Consider the following 14,824-nt stretch of genomic DNA (forward strand, 5'->3'; position numbering starts at 1 on the left):
GCTGGTTCTCCCCGAAATAGCTTTAGGGCTAGCCTCGGAAGATGAGTTGTGGAGGTAAAGCACTGATTGGGTGCGGGGCCCGCCAAGGGTTACCAAGTCCAGTCAAACTCTGAATGCCACAAACTTTATTCCGGGAGTCAGACAGTGAGTGCTAAGATCCATTGTCAAAAGGGAAACAGCCCAGACCATCAGCTAAGGTCCCCAAGTGTGTGTTAAGTGGGAAAGGATGTGGAGTTGCACAGACAACCAGGATGTTGGCTTAGAAGCAGCCACCATTGAAAGAGTGCGTAATAGCTCACTGGTCGAGTGACTCTGCGCCGAAAATGTAACGGGGCTAAACACGCCACCGAAGCTATGGCTTGCACTTTGTGCATGGGTAGGGGAGCGTTGTATGTACGTTGAATTCTGACCGTAAGGACAGGTGGAGCGCATACAAGTGAGAATGCCGGTATAAGTAACGAAAAGATCAGTGAGAATCTGATCCGCCGAAAACCTAAGGGTTCCTGAGGAAGGCTCGTCCGCTCAGGGTAAGTCGGGACCTAAGGCGAGGCCGAAAGGCGTAGTCGATGGACAACAGGTGGAAATTCCTGTACCACCGTAGCCGTTATGAGCAATGGAGTGACGCAGAAGGATAGTGACGCAGACTGATGGATGTCTGTCCAAGCAGTGAGGCTGGTTAGTAGGCAAATCCGCTAACCGTAAGGCTGGGCTGTGATGGGGAGGGAAACTTTAAGTACCGTAGGTCATGATTTCACACTGCCAAGAAAAGCTTCTAGCCAGGCGAAGGTGCCCGTACCGCAAACCGACACAGGTGGGTGAGAAGAGAATTCTAAGGCGCGCGGAAGAACTCTCGTTAAGGAACTCGGCAAAATGACCCCGTAACTTCGGGAGAAGGGGTGCCTCGGTAGGGTGAATAGCCCGAGGGGGCCGCAGTGAAAAGGCCCAAGCGACTGTTTAGCAAAAACACAGGTCTGTGCGAAGCCGCAAGGCGAAGTATACGGGCTGACGCCTGCCCGGTGCTGGAAGGTTAAGAGGAGTGGTTAGGGGCAACCCGAAGCTATGAATTGAAGCCCCAGTAAACGGCGGCCGTAACTATAACGGTCCTAAGGTAGCGAAATTCCTTGTCAGGTAAATTCTGACCCGCACGAATGGCGTAACGACTTGGGCGCTGTCTCAACGAGAGATCCGGTGAAATTTTAATACCTGTGAAGATGCAGGTTACCCGCGACAAGACGGAAAGACCCCATGGAGCTTTACTGCAGCTTGATATTGGACTTTGGTACGATCTGTACAGGATAGGTGGGAGCCTTTGAAGCCTGAGCGCCAGCTTGGGTGGAGGCGCCGTTGGGATACCACCCTGATCGTATCGGAGTTCTAACCTGGTACCGTGATCCGGTATGGGGACAGTGTCAGGTGGGCAGTTTGACTGGGGCGGTCGCCTCCTAAAATGTAACGGAGGCGTTTAAAGGTTCCCTCAGAATGGTTGGAAATCATTCGCAGAGTGCAAAGGCATAAGGGAGCTTGACTGCGAGACCTACAAGTCGAGCAGGGACGAAAGTCGGACTTAGTGATCCGGTGGTACCGAATGGAAGGGCCATCGCTCAACGGATAAAAGCTACCCTGGGGATAACAGGCTTATCTCCCCCAAGAGTCCACATCGACGGGGAGGTTTGGCACCTCGATGTCGGCTCATCGCATCCTGGGGCTGAAGTAGGTCCCAAGGGTTGGGCTGTTCGCCCATTAAAGCGGTACGCGAGCTGGGTTCAGAACGTCGTGAGACAGTTCGGTCCCTATCTGTCGCGGGCGTAGGAAATTTGAGAGGAGCTGTCCTTAGTACGAGAGGACCGGGATGGACGTACCGCTGGTGTACCAGTTGTCTCGCCAGAGGCATAGCTGGGTAGCTATGTACGGAGGGGATAAGCGCTGAAAGCATCTAAGCGCGAAGCCCCCCTCAAGATGAGATTTCCCAGTATGTAAGACCCCTTGTAGACGACGAGGTTGATAGGTTCGAGGTGGAAGTGCGGCAACGTATGCAGCTGACGAATACTAATCGGTCGAGGGCTTAACCAATAAACCTAAATGTTACTTTACGCACGTTTCGTATCTAGTTTTCAAGGAATAAATCCTTGTCATAAGTTTTCCTATTCCCTGATAGCTCAGTTGGTAGAGCACTCGACTGTTAATCGAGTTGTCACAGGTTCGAGTCCTGTTCGGGGAGCCATATGGAGAGGTGTCCGAGCTGGCCGAAGGAGCACGATTGGAAATCGTGTAGGCGTCACAAGCGTCTCGAGGGTTCGAATCCCTCTCTCTCCGCCACTATCTTTCTAGCAAGGCCCGTTGGTCAAGTGGTTAAGACACCTCCCTTTCACGGAGGTAACAGGGGTTCGAGTCCCCTACGGGTCACCATTCATTACTCCCATGGAGGCTTAGCTCAGCTGGGAGAGCATCTGCCTTACAAGCAGAGGGTCGGCGGTTCGATCCCGTCAGCCTCCATCAAGTTTTACTTTTAAAGTGAGACTTGCAAAGCATGGAAACGTGAATTATAATTAACGACGCGGGGTGGAGCAGCCCGGTAGCTCGTCGGGCTCATAACCCGAAGGCCGCAGGTTCAAATCCTGCCCCCGCAACCAATTCATCTTCTGCAAGAAGATATTGTACTTAGCATGGAGCTGTGGTGTAGTGGCCTAACATGCCTGCCTGTCACGCAGGAGACCGCGGGTTCGAATCCCGTCAGCTCCGCCATTTTTCTTCAAAAAGTAAGCAAGGCTTTGTAGCTCAGTCGGTAGAGCAGAGGACTGAAAATCCTCGTGTCGGCGGTTCGATTCCGTCCAAAGCCACCATTTCTTAATTAAATAAGCCGTTGTAGCTCAACTGGTAGAGCAACTGACTTGTAATCAGTAGGTTGGGGGTTCAAGTCCTCTCGACGGCACCACAAAGAATCAAAGGTTTTACATCATGGAGGCTTAGTGAAGTGGCTAAACACGGCAGACTGTAAATCTGCTCTCTCCGAGTTCGGTGGTTCGAATCCATCAGCCTCCATTTACTTTTTCTAGGGGCATAGTTTAAGGGTAGAACAAAGGTCTCCAAAACCTTTGGTGTGGGTTCAATTCCTGCTGCCCCTGCCAAAAAAGTAAAAACTTAATATTGTGGCGGTCGTGGCGAAGGGGTTAACGCACTGGTTTGTGGATCCAGCATTCGCGGGTTCAAGTCCCGTCGTCCGCCCATTATTACCAACATGCAAGATAATGGGGATTAGCCAAGCGGTAAGGCAACGGACTTTGACTCCGTCATGCCAAGGTTCAAATCCTTGATCCCCAGTTTTATATGCGGAAGTGGCTCAGCGGTAGAGCATCGCCTTGCCAAGGCGAGGGTCGCGGGTTCGATCCCCGTCTTCCGCTCCATTATTACTAAGGCGCCATAGCCAAGTGGTAAGGCAGAGCTCTGCAAAAGCTTTACCCCCAGTTCGAATCTGGGTGGCGCCTCCACATTATCTTATTAGCCGGAGTGGCGGAATCGGCAGACGCACAGGACTTAAAATCCTGCGGTAGGTGACTACCGTACCAGTTCAAGTCTGGTCTTCGGCACCATTGATTTACAACTTTATATGCCGGCATGGCGGAATGGCAGACGCGCTCGACTCAAAATCGAGTCCGAAAGGGTGGAGGTTCGAGTCCTCTTGCCGGTATAGAAGAAGAAGCTCATGAAATCAATTGATTTCATGAGCTTTTTTATTTGTCTTGACGGTTGTCCATTACGAAGGTTACCCTATAAGTGATTATTTGGGAGAACATGTCAGCCGCAAAGGATGCGATCGTGATTGAATTGGAGAAAATCTCTTACTTTTAAGTTTGTGGCCGGATTTGTGATTATTATTTCTCCACTTATTATTTTCTTGTACTATAATAACCATTACGCGATTAGCGTTGTAAGGGAGCAAGTCTCAGGAGCCAACAGAAACCTATTGGCGGATTATGTGAAGCAAGTGGATAAGCAGATGAAGGAAATCAATAATTATTTGAATTTGGTCAACGATCGTGAGCCAGACGTGAATCTCTTGAATTTCATGGAATATGGCACGGATGATTATATGCTGACAAAGCAAAAGATTTTCACGCGGTTTCAGGTGGATTTGGGATACTTCCAAGTGATTGACACCATTTTTTTGTATAATATCAAGGATAAAGATATTGTGCTGAATACACGATCTGACTATTACTTGAACGAGAAAGTGATCGCAGATTACATAGAAGCGAATCCCAAAGACGACGAGATGCAGAAGATTGGTTCTTGGCAGCTCATTAAGGTGGGCGATGAGACTGCGTTCCTCAAATTAATCCGCAACAATAATTTAGTGGTTGGATGTTGGATTAAGGCGAACACCGTGGCTGAGCCTTTGAAGTTTTTGGATGTGGAGAACAGCGGCGGCGGGGCTGCACTGATGAGTTTGGATGGCGAGGTGGCATCGGGCACCAAATTGACGGAGCAGCAAATTGCAATGGCAGCCAAAATGCCAGAGCCTCAAGAAAAGCCGTATCAATCTGTAACCGATTACAAGAATGAACTGTCATATTTACTGGTAGCTATTCCAGCAACGATGGTACCAATCAAGTATGTTGTTCTTATTCCGGAAGCCAGTATGCTGAAGAATTTGCCCTTTTTCCGGTTGGCAATCTATATGATTCCACTTGGCGGGCTGCTGATTTTATCCTTTTACTTCATATTTGTTAGAAAAGTATTGCTTACACCGATGAAGAAGCTCATCCGAGGGATGCAGCGGATTACCCGTGGGGATTGGGATGTTCAACTTGAGCCGGACAATACGACGGAGTTTGCTTTTGTAATACGCACGTTCAATAATATGGTCGGAGAAATTTCCAATCTGAAAATTGATATCTATGAGCAACAGCTGCTTACGAAAGAGGCCGAATTTAAACATTTGCAGGTGCAGATTAAACCGCATTTTTACTTGAATACGTTGAATATTATCACAAGCCTCGCGGCAACTAAGCAATACGATGTTATTCAGAAAATGGCCCGTTACTTGGCTGAATACTTCCGGTTTAATATTACAACATCAAGAAGAACGGTGACCGTGGAGGCGGAGATCAAGCATATTCAGAATTACTTGGAAATTCAGAAGCTTCGCTTCCCAGGCAAGCTTACTTATGAGATCAATCTTCCAGATGAGCTAGGTCACTGTTCGATTCTTCCGCTCACGATTCAAACGTTGGTAGAGAATTCAATTATTCATGGTTTCATGAATCGCCGTGAGCTTTTTATGATCAAGATTGAAGTGAGAGAAGTCATGCTTGTGAAAGACGGCGTTGAAGCGAAGACCATTTGGGTGCAAGTGAAGGATAATGGCGTCGGTTTTAAGCCGGAGATCCTCGATAAGCTGCGAATGAATCGCTGGCATGAACATGCGGGTGAAGAAGGACATCTGGGTCTCCAGAATGTGTTATTAAGACTGCAGATGCGCTATGGGGACCGTGCACAATTGGTATTCAGCAATGATGTGGCAGACAAGGGGGCAATTGTCCAAATCGCTATTCCCGCAATCTATGTGGAAGATGAGGCTGAGATGAACGATGACATACCAGATATTGGTCGTTGATGATGAGTTTTATGCCGTACAGGGAGTTACTCAGGGGATTGAGTGGGCTTTCCTCGGAATCGAACAAGTCTATGAGGCGTTAGATGCAGAAGAAGCGAAGATGAGGCTCGTACAGTCTCATATCGATGTTATGATTTGCGATATTGAGATGCCGAACATGAACGGGCTTGAGCTTATTAAATGGGTGAAGGAACATTCCCCATGGACGGAGACCATATTCCTGACAGGGCATGCGGATTTTTCGTATACGCGAACTGCGCTGCAATCGGGATCTTTTGATTATATGTTGAAGCCTTTTGACTATGAGGAATTGAAAGATGTTGTCAGGCGGGCGCTCGAGAAGATTCAGGAGTCTAGGGAAGCGCAAAGCTTTCATGAGATTCAGCAAAGATACTATGCTTTATTTCAAACGCATAAACCATTGCTGGAGGAAAAGTTTTGGCAGGATCTCTTGGCCAGGCGGATTCCGCCATCCCGCTCGTCGTTAGAATCGCTCATTGCTTTGTATGAGCTGAGTTTTGCGCCAGAGAGCCGCGTACTGCCTGTGCTGATCTCTGTGGAGCTGTGGAAGAAGGAGTTGAGCGCACGCGACGAAGACATTATGGAGTATGCGCTTCGCAACGCCGCAGGGGAATTGATCTTAGGCAGTGACGCTGGGGCAGTCCTGCAGGACCGCAGCGGCAATAACCTGGTGCTGTTCTACCTGCCACCGGAACAATCATTCGATCGGGGCGATCTTGCCGAGCGGTGTGAACATTATATTCGTTCCTGCAACGAATATTTCTTTTGTGATTTAAGCTGCTATGTCGGAGAAGCTACAGAGTTTGGCAGTCTATTGGAAATGTACGTGCAGTTATTGGAAGCTGAACGAAGCAATGTTACTGAGTCTAATAGTGTTATCCCTTTTGACGAACAGCGCGAGTCGTCTGGACAGGTGCTAATGATTCCTTGGGTATCAGGAATTTCCGTTTTCTTTGATCTCGGCAGCAGGGAAGATGTCCTGCGTAAGCTGGATGAAATCTTTGCGATGTTGGAGACTGAGCCAAGTCTAACGATCGAAACGTTGGAATCTTCGTATCACGCTTTACTGCACATGATCTTTCAAGTGTTTCATAAACGTGGTCTCACCCTTCAGGATGTCTTCGCGCCACGCGATCTGTCCGATAGTGCCTCGGTGACACGTTCATTATTGCAATTCAAAGTATGGTGTTACCGTGTCATATTAAATGGGATGGATTTCGTTATTAATAATGAAAAAGGCGAGGCTTCGGTCATTCAGAAGATCTCCTCCTATATTGACGATCATTTGCGTGAAGATATTACGCGGGAGCAAATTGCCGAATATGTTCATTTTAACCCGGCGTATTTGTCTCGACTCTTTAAGAAGGAAACGGGCAGCTCGCTAACGGATTATATTTTGGTCAAACGGATGGAAAAATCGAAGGAATTATTGATCTCTTCCCAGCTCAAGATTGGTGATATCGCAGAGATTGTGGGATACGAGAACATCCCTTATTTTACCAAGATGTTCAAGAAATCAACCGGTCGAACGCCCAGAGAGTATCGCAAGGAACAATCTACTTCCACATAAGCAAGGGGCCATTTCAATAGGAAGTGGCTCTTTTTTTTGCACAAAAGGAAGAAATCGGATGCGAAAAGTAACAAAAGTAGCAGAAATGAGGTCACAATCGGTTATAGAGCAGATGTTCATTCACTTCTATAATAAAGACATAAGAGAGAGAAACACACGGCCATACGAACTCAGAGCAGATAGGGGGAAGATCAATGAGCAAAGCAGTAACCGAGCAATTATCTGCGAAGATCAGCGATCCCGCGCAAGTCAGACCAAAGAAAGTCAGCTATTTTTCTCAGAAGAAAGCCTTATATTTTATGCTTATTCCAGGTGTGCTGTATTTACTGCTTAACAATTATTTGCCGATGTTCGGCATTCTCATTGCTTTCAAGAAAATCAATTATACGGATGGTATTTTTGGAAGCCCATGGGCAGGATTCGAGAACTTCAAATATTTGTTCGCAACGGCAGACGCATGGACGATTACTAGAAATACCCTGCTCTACAACGCCGTATTTATCGTGTTAAATTTGGTCTTCGGTGTCGCCATTGCGATATTGTTGAATGAAGTGAAACAAAAACTTTTATCTAAATTTTATCAATCGGTCGTGTTTCTGCCTTATTTCTTGTCCATGGTAGTTGTCGGTTATGTGGTTCTTGGATTTCTGAGTATGGAAACGGGATTTATCAACAAATCCATTCTGGAACCATTAGGTTTCGAGGGGATTGATTGGTACTCGGAAGCGAGTTATTGGACGCTCATTCTGCCAATCGTTAATACCTGGAAATATGTCGGCTACTCATCGGTTATTTACTTGGCGGCGATTGTCGGCTTTGATCAGGAGTTATATGAAGCCGCTACACTTGATGGAGCAAGCAAGATGCAGCAGTTCCGCTACATTACGATCCCGCTGTTGTATCCGCTCATCATTATTACGACTTTACTGGCTATCGGCCGGATTTTCTACTCGGACTTTGGACTATTCTACCAAGTTCCTTTGAACTCAGGAACGTTGTTCCCGACAACGAATGTTATCGACACCTACGTGTATCGAACGTTTTTAATTAACGGTGATATCGGCATGTCATCTGCTGCTGGGCTGTATCAAGCGATCGTTGGTTTTATTCTCATCCTTGCCAGTAATATGCTTGTCCGCAGGGTCAGCAAAGAAAATGCCTTATTTTAAACCATATTCGAGCTCAGTTCTAGGGGGTAAACAAGATGTCACAAGCATCTGTACAAAATAAAAAGGTCAGCGGACTCGACATATTCGTCCATCTTCTCTTCATCGTCATTTCCATCTTGTGTATCGCGCCTCTCATCTTGGTGATATCGGTTTCTTTTTCCGATGAAACGTCCATTATCGCCAACGGGTTCAAGTTTTTTCCCGAAGTGTTCAGTCTAAAAGCCTATGAGATCCTGTTCAAAGATTTTGAGCAGATTCTGCGCTCCTACGGGATCTCGCTTTTCGTAACGATTGCAGGCTCCGTTTTAAGCCTAATTTTGATTGCTTTATATGCGTATCCGCTGTCCAGGGAAGATTTGAAATACCGCAATGCCTTTGCCTTCTTTATCTTCTTCACGATGCTGTTCAATGGCGGTTTGGTCCCGTGGTACCTCGTGTACGTGAATATCCTGCATTTGAAGAATACAATCTGGTCCCTGATTTTGCCGCTCTTAATGACACCATTCTTCGTTATCGTGATGCGAACTTTTTTTGCCACGACAATCCCTACAGCCCTGCTTGAATCCGCTAAAATGGATGGAGCCAGCGAGCTCAAGACGTTCATTCGAATCGTCCTTCCGCTGTCCTTGCCGGTGCTGGGCACAATCGCTTTGTTTAATACCGTCAATTACTGGAACGACTGGTTTCTCAGCTTGGTGTTTATCAGTGATAGTCACAACATTAGCTTGCAATATCTCATGTACAAAACATTACTCAACATCCAGTACATTACTTCGAACTCGGCTGTTCTTAACGGGATTTCAAGCGGTGGCGGTCAAATCGACCTGCCTTCCCGGACTCTCCAAATGGCAATGGCTGTTGTAGGCATCGGACCTGTTGTGATCGCCTATCCGTTCTTCCAGCGCTATTTTGTGAGAGGTTTAACGATCGGCGCGGTAAAAGGCTAGCCCCGGGTGACACCGGTTACGATAGAGGTTAGTATTCATTTATAAAAACATATTTTAGGAGGGTTCTACATGAAGAGAGTGAATAAAACAATGTTAACAACGCTTTCAGGCATGATGGCAGTTAGCATGGTTCTGGCTGGATGCGCAAAGTCCACTACCTCAGAAACGACACCAGCGCCTGCTTCGACGGCAGCTGCAACGACGGCTGCAACAGCCACACCGGAAGCCAAACCAAGCGCGAAAACAGAGCTGGTAACGCTGTACTACCCTGGCGCGGAGCAGAAGGATGTGAAATCCGTTGAAGAAGAAGCGAACAAATATTTGAAAGATAAATTAAATGCGACGATTAAAATCAATGCGATTGACTTTGGTCAATGGAACGATAAATTGAATCTGATGATCGCTTCCGGAGAAGAAGCCGATATTATTTTCACAGCCGCATGGCAGAACTATACAGTAAACGTAGCGAAAGGCGCGTTCTTGCCACTTAATGATTTGCTAGCTAAAAATGGTCAAGACATTGTAAAAAACTTGGATCCGGCATTCCTTGAAGGTTCCAAAGTCAATGGTAAAAACTACGGAATTCCGACCAATAAAGAATTAGCAGCTACACGTGGCGTACTGTTGCGCAAAGATCTGGTAGACAAATATAAAATGGATCTGACGAGCGTGAAAACATGGAAAGACCTCGAGCCCTTGCTGAAAACTGTGAAAGAGAAGGAACCGGGCATAACCCCATGGTTTATCGCCAATCAAGGTAACGGCGGCAGCAGCGGTATTCTGGATAATTTGGACTGGGATTACCTCGGCGATGCGTCTGTACCTGGCGTTATTTCCAAAACGGGGAAAGATACGAAGGTATTGAATGCGCTGGAAACACCGGAATACAAAGAAGCTGCCAAGTTGATCCGTGCCTACTACAAGGCAGGCTACATCAACAAAGATGCTGCAACTACAACGGTATTCCCCAAAGATCAAGCGAAAGCCGGCAAAGTGTTCATGTGGACGGATGGCTTGAAACCTGGCAAAGATGCTGAAACAGAAGGCTATGTAGGCTTCAAATTAACTCAGCTTGACTTGACTGTTCCTACGATTTCTACAGGTGATGCATCAGGGGCGATGCTCGCTATTTCCAAAACTTCCAAACACCCCGATTTGGCTATGAAAGTCATTAATTTGCTGCACTCGGACAAAACATTCAATAATTTAGTTAACTTCGGGATCGAAGGCAAGCATTATGTGAAGAAATCCGAGACGATCATTGACCTCCCAGCAGGTAAAACTGCGCAAGACACAGGCTATAACCCAGGCGCACAATGGGAGCTTGGCAACCAGTTCTTGAACTACCTGTGGACAAATGAAGATCCGAACAAATGGCAAAAGTTCAAAGATTTCAATGCCAAAGGTGTCAAATCGCCTGCACTCGGTTTTGCATTTAACAGTGAGCCAGTCAAAAATGAAATTGCTGCTTGCGCGAATATTGCGAACCAGTATGGTCCAGCACTTTCGGCGGGGACGGTGGATCCGGATGAAGTCATTCCGAAGTTTCTAGAAAAATTGAAAGCTGCCGGCGTAGACAAAATCATCGCTGAAAAGCAAAAACAATTAGATGCGTTCTTGGCAGCTGCCAAGAAGTAAATAGTGTCTATGTAGAAGGAGCCAGGTTCAATGAACCTGAGCTCCTTATTTTTTGTGGCCTAGAGGCCAGTGAATTTACCAAATTACCAAGCGTAAGTCATTGTAACGATTACGAGCAAAATGAATAATACCAGAATAGCAGCAGAAGAAGTTCCATGTCCGTAACCTACAGCAGCACCGGCAGCAACACCCATTGATGTCACCCCCATTCCTCAGTAATGCTCTCTGTGTATTTGGATGAGAGTCTATATATCCTATGGTCGGATGTACGGAATTGATTGGGTATTAAGCCCATTAACTGCTTTAAAAATGGAGAGTTAGGCAGGAGCCTTTTTTGCAAAATTGGTCTAGGAAGCTGAACCAGAGGTACCTGCCTTCCATATGGTAGAAAAGAGAATGATATGCCAATATGGAGGTGCAAGTGCTATCGAATACTTGGATATGTTAGCTAAACTTGGGGTGGGTAATGCACACCCTGGGGGATTCGGCGAGACGGTGGAACAATTGAAGAAGTATCCCATAGAGAAAGGCAAGCGCGTGCTGGAAGTTGGTTGTGGGACCGGGAGGACAGCATGTTATTTGGCCGAACAAGGCTGTGAAGTGACGGCCATTGATATTCGGCCGGAGATGATCGCGAAAGCGAAGATCAGGGCTGAGAAGCAAGGGGCCCAGGTTGAATTGCAGGTAGCGGATGTCTGTGAGCTGCCATTCGAAGACCTTAGCTTCGATGTCGTGCTGGTGGAGTCTGTTACGAATTTCGCTGAAGCACAGAAGGCAGTCTCGGAGTATTTCAGGGTTCTAAAGCCGGGAGGCAGGCTCTATGATCGAGAAGTCATCCGTGTCAAAGACATGTCAGCCGCCGTTCATCGTGCGCTTTGCAGCTTCTATGGTGTGAGTAAAATCTACAGCGTGGAAGAATGGCGAGAGCTGCTGGTGAACAGCCAATTCAATCCTGTAGAGTTCTCGGGGATTCATCCGTTCCCTTTAACGATGTTTGAAGATCAAGTCCAACATCCGGACCCGGTTCATTTGTCTGATAAACAGTCGTTTATGGATCCACGCATTTGGCAAATCACAGCCAGATATGATGAGCTTGTCAGTAAGTATCATCAATATATGGGATATACCCTGATGATTGGATCGAAGGAATAAGTAAGGTGATGGCAGGATTTTGGGCTCCCCATGGCGAATTAGATGAGAAAGATTATCATTGGGGGCTGCTTCATTTGAATGTAGATGTCATTACAGAGCGAATATCGAACCGTAAGGCGAAGGAAATCTATGATCGTATTTGCCGTCAATCGACGGTATCCAAAACCGAGCTGTTAGAGCAAAGCGGGATGACCGTTTCTACGCTGACGCGGCTTTTGGAAGAATTGACGAGCCAGGGACTCATTCTGGAATCTGGATTCGGTGCTTCAACAGGTGGGCGCAGGCCGATTCTGTATGAGAAGAATCCGGCCTATGCGTATATATTTGGCTTGGAGATCTCAAGAACCTTGTCGAAGCTTGTCCTCGTTGATCTGGGGATGAATAAGCTGGATACGTTCAGCTGGACGATGACGGCTGAGATGACGCCAGACGTGCTGATTCGGCAGATTGTGGAAGCAGCGAACAGGATGCTGGAACAGCATCACATACCAAAAGCTGCGCTGTTAGGGATAGGGATTGGCGCAGTCGGTCCTGTCGATCGACTAACGGGCACAATTCTGGAGCCCTCGTACTTTCTGGCGAAAGGATGGAAGCATGTAGAGATCGGCAGGTTGCTAACGGAAGCGTTAGGCATTCCGGCGCTCTTGGATAATGGCGCGAATACTGCCATTCTGGCTGAATCCTGGCATCAAAGAACGCGGAGTTTCAAGCATCTGCTGTATATACATGCTGGGGTAGGTTTGCGTTCTTCCATGGTCTCCGAAGGGAAGGTCATCTACGGGGCAGTGGATATGGAAGGCTCCGTCGGGCAAATGATTATTCAAACCGACGGGGTTGCCCATCGCAATGCCTCTGGCAATTACGGGGCATTGGAATCCTACGCCTCCTTATATGCAGTCGAGAAGGCGGCAAGATCCGCACTTAAACAGGGACGCTCGACGATATTGTCCCATTACGTGGAGGATCCCGAACAGCTGACCTATCAGCACGTTCTGGATGCACTCAAAAAAAATGATCCCCTGGTTGTGGAGATCATTACGGAAGCTGCGACCTATTTTGGCATCGGACTTGCCAATTTGTTAAATATTTTGCACCCCGAGAAAGTTATTCTGGGGGGGCCGCTCGTGGCGGGAGGGGAGTTGTTTTTCCAAACGGCTACCCAGGTAGCCATTCGGAAAACGTACTACTACCCCGCTTATCAGGTTGTATTCAGCAAAGGGCAGCTTGGTGAAGAAGCCCTTGCTATGGGAGCAGCCGTGTTGGTCATGAACCAACTGGTTAGGCTGTAGCGCTCTTTAAGAACTCAATAAGCAGCGCGTTGAATGCTTCCGGGTTCTCCATCGGCGTCAAGTGCGAAGCAGCCGGGATCACTTGAAAGCTGGAGCCACTGATTTGGTCAGCCATCTTCTTCATGACATCAGGCGGAGCGATTGCATCATGTTCCCCTGCGATGACGAGTGTTGGGACCGAGATGGTGCTTAACAAGTCAGTAGCGTCCTCACGGAACGCCATAGCCAGACTTGCATGGACAAGCCCTTCGGCAGCCATCGATTCCATCACAAGACTTAACGACTCGACAAGTCCAGGTTGATCCTTCCTGGTTTGTTCCGTGAGCAGTTTAGGAAGCATGGCATCCTTTGCTGCCGCAGCGCCTTTGTCATATAGCGAAACAGCCATGTTCATCCGATTTTTGCGAGCTTCTGCTCCGTCAGCTTCCGGACGCGTATTCGCGAGGATCAGGGAAGTGAAGCGGGAAGGCGCTTTGCGAAGCAGTGCAAAAGCCACATAACCACCCATCGAGAAGCCGCCTAGTGCGGCTTTTTGTATGTCCATTTTGTCCATTAAAGTTAAAATGTCGTCCGCATATTGGTTAATGGAAATGTTCGTTACAGGAACATCAGATTGGCCCATTCCCCGCAAATCAGGAGTGATTACGCGATAATTAGCCGCTAAGGCTTGGACCTGAGAGGCCCACATGCGATGGTCCAGTGGAAAGCCGTGCAATAAGATAACAGGCGCACCCTGCCCTTCTTCCTCTACGAACTGTTCTGCTCCGATAATATGATGTTTCACTGTTTTCACCCTCCATTGTCGTCAAATATCGCTTATAAAGTCCTGGTACATACCCGAAAAGTAGTTCTTGAGGATCAAAAAAGAAGTAAATTAGCGAAAAAGTTATGTCTTCATACTTTCATTATGGTTAACTCATACTTCTTTAACATTTCGTTGGTATCCTCTGATTATACCCTTTGTTAGTAACCATATAAAGTAAGAACGAAACATTCATTCTAAAGTGAGGTTATTGATATGACTAAAAAGCCCTGGTCTACACAAGAATTGGACAAGTTAGTCCGCTTATCGTCTGAATGCCCGCCTGTTGTTATTGCAAGAGAATTATCTCGTCCTGTAACATCAGTGCGCAAGAAAATGCGTGAAATTGGTGTAAGTTATGTGACCGGGGAACAATGGAAAAAAAGTCAGATTCAATACCTCATTTCCGATGAAGGCGTTTCGTATAACCATAAACATAAACTGACCCAATCGTCCAAAGAAAATGAGTTTGAATCCCCTGTGCTCGATGAGTTCTGGACAACATTAGTAAAAATGGCCAGAGTAGCAAAAAAGAGGGGGAAGAAAGTGGATGTCCTTTCCTTCATTGATACATACCGCAAGATTCGTATTGGCGGATAATAGCTTTGGCATGACTTCATAA

The 14,824-nt window shown here is 47.1% G+C and carries 10 protein-coding genes, 16 tRNA genes and 1 rRNA gene (1 of these 27 running past the window's edge); 25 read left to right on the forward strand and 2 right to left on the reverse strand.

The window, feature by feature from the left end; genetic code table 11:
• The 22 genes from LOZ80_RS38320 to LOZ80_RS38425 form a co-directional block, all read left to right on the forward strand.
• A 23S ribosomal RNA gene (locus LOZ80_RS38320) occupies window positions 1-2,070 on the forward strand; it begins 845 nt to the left of the window's first position.
• Window positions 2,071-2,145: 75 nt separating this feature from the next.
• Window positions 2,146-2,221 (forward strand) — tRNA-Asn (locus tag LOZ80_RS38325).
• 3 nt (window positions 2,222-2,224) lie between these two features.
• Window positions 2,225-2,316, forward strand: a tRNA-Ser gene (locus LOZ80_RS38330).
• A 15-nt stretch (window positions 2,317-2,331) separates the two neighbouring features.
• A tRNA-Glu gene (locus LOZ80_RS38335) sits at window positions 2,332-2,406 on the forward strand.
• A 14-nt stretch (window positions 2,407-2,420) separates the two neighbouring features.
• Window positions 2,421-2,493: transfer RNA gene (locus LOZ80_RS38340), tRNA-Val, on the forward strand.
• Window positions 2,494-2,553: 60 nt separating this feature from the next.
• A tRNA-Met gene (locus LOZ80_RS38345) sits at window positions 2,554-2,630 on the forward strand.
• A gap of 35 nt (window positions 2,631-2,665) precedes the next feature.
• A tRNA-Asp gene (locus tag LOZ80_RS38350) sits at window positions 2,666-2,742 on the forward strand.
• Window positions 2,743-2,764: 22 nt separating this feature from the next.
• Window positions 2,765-2,840 (forward strand) — tRNA-Phe (locus LOZ80_RS38355).
• Between the two features lie 16 nt (window positions 2,841-2,856).
• A tRNA-Thr gene (locus tag LOZ80_RS38360) sits at window positions 2,857-2,932 on the forward strand.
• A gap of 25 nt (window positions 2,933-2,957) precedes the next feature.
• Window positions 2,958-3,039: transfer RNA gene (locus LOZ80_RS38365), tRNA-Tyr, on the forward strand.
• Window positions 3,040-3,051: 12 nt separating this feature from the next.
• Window positions 3,052-3,125 (forward strand) — tRNA-Trp (locus LOZ80_RS38370).
• A gap of 24 nt (window positions 3,126-3,149) precedes the next feature.
• Window positions 3,150-3,222: transfer RNA gene (locus tag LOZ80_RS38375), tRNA-His, on the forward strand.
• 24 nt (window positions 3,223-3,246) lie between these two features.
• Window positions 3,247-3,318: transfer RNA gene (locus LOZ80_RS38380), tRNA-Gln, on the forward strand.
• Between the two features lie 8 nt (window positions 3,319-3,326).
• A tRNA-Gly gene (locus LOZ80_RS38385) sits at window positions 3,327-3,401 on the forward strand.
• Between the two features lie 10 nt (window positions 3,402-3,411).
• Window positions 3,412-3,485 (forward strand) — tRNA-Cys (locus tag LOZ80_RS38390).
• A gap of 13 nt (window positions 3,486-3,498) precedes the next feature.
• Window positions 3,499-3,587: transfer RNA gene (locus LOZ80_RS38395), tRNA-Leu, on the forward strand.
• Between the two features lie 19 nt (window positions 3,588-3,606).
• Window positions 3,607-3,685, forward strand: a tRNA-Leu gene (locus tag LOZ80_RS38400).
• A 132-nt stretch (window positions 3,686-3,817) separates the two neighbouring features.
• Window positions 3,818-5,614: a sensor histidine kinase gene (locus tag LOZ80_RS38405; protein ID WP_238169388.1), complete on the forward strand. Its 1,797-nt coding sequence runs from the start codon at window positions 3,818-3,820 to the stop codon at window positions 5,612-5,614.
• Window positions 5,589-7,205: a response regulator gene (locus LOZ80_RS38410; protein ID WP_238169389.1), complete on the forward strand. Its 1,617-nt coding sequence runs from the start codon at window positions 5,589-5,591 to the stop codon at window positions 7,203-7,205. Before LOZ80_RS38405 ends, LOZ80_RS38410 begins: the two co-directional genes overlap by 26 nt.
• 194 nt (window positions 7,206-7,399) lie before the next feature.
• Entirely contained in the window at window positions 7,400-8,374 is a 975-nt protein-coding gene (locus LOZ80_RS38415) for an ABC transporter permease (protein ID WP_443147001.1), read from the forward strand.
• A gap of 35 nt (window positions 8,375-8,409) precedes the next feature.
• A complete protein-coding gene (locus tag LOZ80_RS38420; protein ID WP_238169390.1) occupies window positions 8,410-9,321 on the forward strand; it encodes a carbohydrate ABC transporter permease in 912 nt (303 codons plus the stop codon).
• Between the two features lie 69 nt (window positions 9,322-9,390).
• Window positions 9,391-10,959, forward strand: a complete 1,569-nt coding sequence (locus LOZ80_RS38425) for an ABC transporter substrate-binding protein (protein WP_238169391.1) — start codon at window positions 9,391-9,393, stop codon at window positions 10,957-10,959.
• Between the two features lie 83 nt (window positions 10,960-11,042).
• On the opposite strand, the gene LOZ80_RS38430 is transcribed toward LOZ80_RS38425, so the two are convergent.
• The gene (locus LOZ80_RS38430; RefSeq protein WP_189019092.1) at window positions 11,043-11,153 is read right to left on the reverse strand and encodes a YjcZ family sporulation protein; all 111 of its coding nucleotides are present in this window, start codon (window positions 11,151-11,153) and stop codon (window positions 11,043-11,045) included.
• A gap of 187 nt (window positions 11,154-11,340) precedes the next feature.
• Here LOZ80_RS38430 and LOZ80_RS38435 point away from each other — a divergent pair, with 187 nt between their 5' ends.
• Window positions 11,341-12,111 (forward strand): class I SAM-dependent methyltransferase, encoded by a 771-nt coding sequence (locus LOZ80_RS38435; protein WP_238169392.1) that lies wholly within the window; start codon window positions 11,341-11,343, stop codon window positions 12,109-12,111.
• An 8-nt stretch (window positions 12,112-12,119) separates the two neighbouring features.
• Window positions 12,120-13,400, forward strand: coding sequence for an ROK family protein (locus LOZ80_RS38440; RefSeq protein WP_238169393.1), 1,281 nt, complete (start codon window positions 12,120-12,122; stop codon window positions 13,398-13,400).
• Here the strand turns inward: LOZ80_RS38440 and LOZ80_RS38445 are convergent.
• Window positions 13,390-14,184, reverse strand: coding sequence for an alpha/beta fold hydrolase (locus LOZ80_RS38445; protein WP_238169394.1), 795 nt, complete (start codon window positions 14,182-14,184; stop codon window positions 13,390-13,392). The genes LOZ80_RS38440 and LOZ80_RS38445 overlap by 11 nt on opposite strands.
• Before the next feature lie 234 nt (window positions 14,185-14,418).
• Here LOZ80_RS38445 and LOZ80_RS38450 point away from each other — a divergent pair, with 234 nt between their 5' ends.
• A complete protein-coding gene (locus tag LOZ80_RS38450) occupies window positions 14,419-14,802 on the forward strand; it encodes a hypothetical protein (protein ID WP_238169395.1) in 384 nt (127 codons plus the stop codon).
• Window positions 14,803-14,824: the final 22 nt, after the last annotated feature.

Source organism: Paenibacillus sp. HWE-109, from assembly GCF_022163125.1.
GTDB lineage: Bacteria > Bacillota > Bacilli > Paenibacillales > NBRC-103111 > Paenibacillus_E.

What these genes read in the sequence shown, in the direction of transcription:
- LOZ80_RS38420 (WP_238169390.1), top strand. Translation starts at nt 8,410, where the DNA reads ATGTCACAAGCATCTGTACAAAATAAAAAGGTCAGCGGACTCGACATA.
- LOZ80_RS38430 (WP_189019092.1), bottom strand. Translation starts at nt 11,153, where the DNA reads ATGGGTGTTGCTGCCGGTGCTGCTGTAGGTTACGGACATGGAACTTCT.
- LOZ80_RS38440 (WP_238169393.1), top strand. Translation starts at nt 12,120, where the DNA reads ATGGCAGGATTTTGGGCTCCCCATGGCGAATTAGATGAGAAAGATTAT.
- LOZ80_RS38435 (WP_238169392.1), top strand. Translation starts at nt 11,341, where the DNA reads ATGGTAGAAAAGAGAATGATATGCCAATATGGAGGTGCAAGTGCTATC.
- LOZ80_RS38410 (WP_238169389.1), top strand. Translation starts at nt 5,589, where the DNA reads ATGACATACCAGATATTGGTCGTTGATGATGAGTTTTATGCCGTACAG.
- LOZ80_RS38415 (WP_443147001.1), top strand. Translation starts at nt 7,400, where the DNA reads ATGAGCAAAGCAGTAACCGAGCAATTATCTGCGAAGATCAGCGATCCC.
- LOZ80_RS38425 (WP_238169391.1), top strand. Translation starts at nt 9,391, where the DNA reads ATGAAGAGAGTGAATAAAACAATGTTAACAACGCTTTCAGGCATGATG.
- LOZ80_RS38450 (WP_238169395.1), top strand. Translation starts at nt 14,419, where the DNA reads ATGACTAAAAAGCCCTGGTCTACACAAGAATTGGACAAGTTAGTCCGC.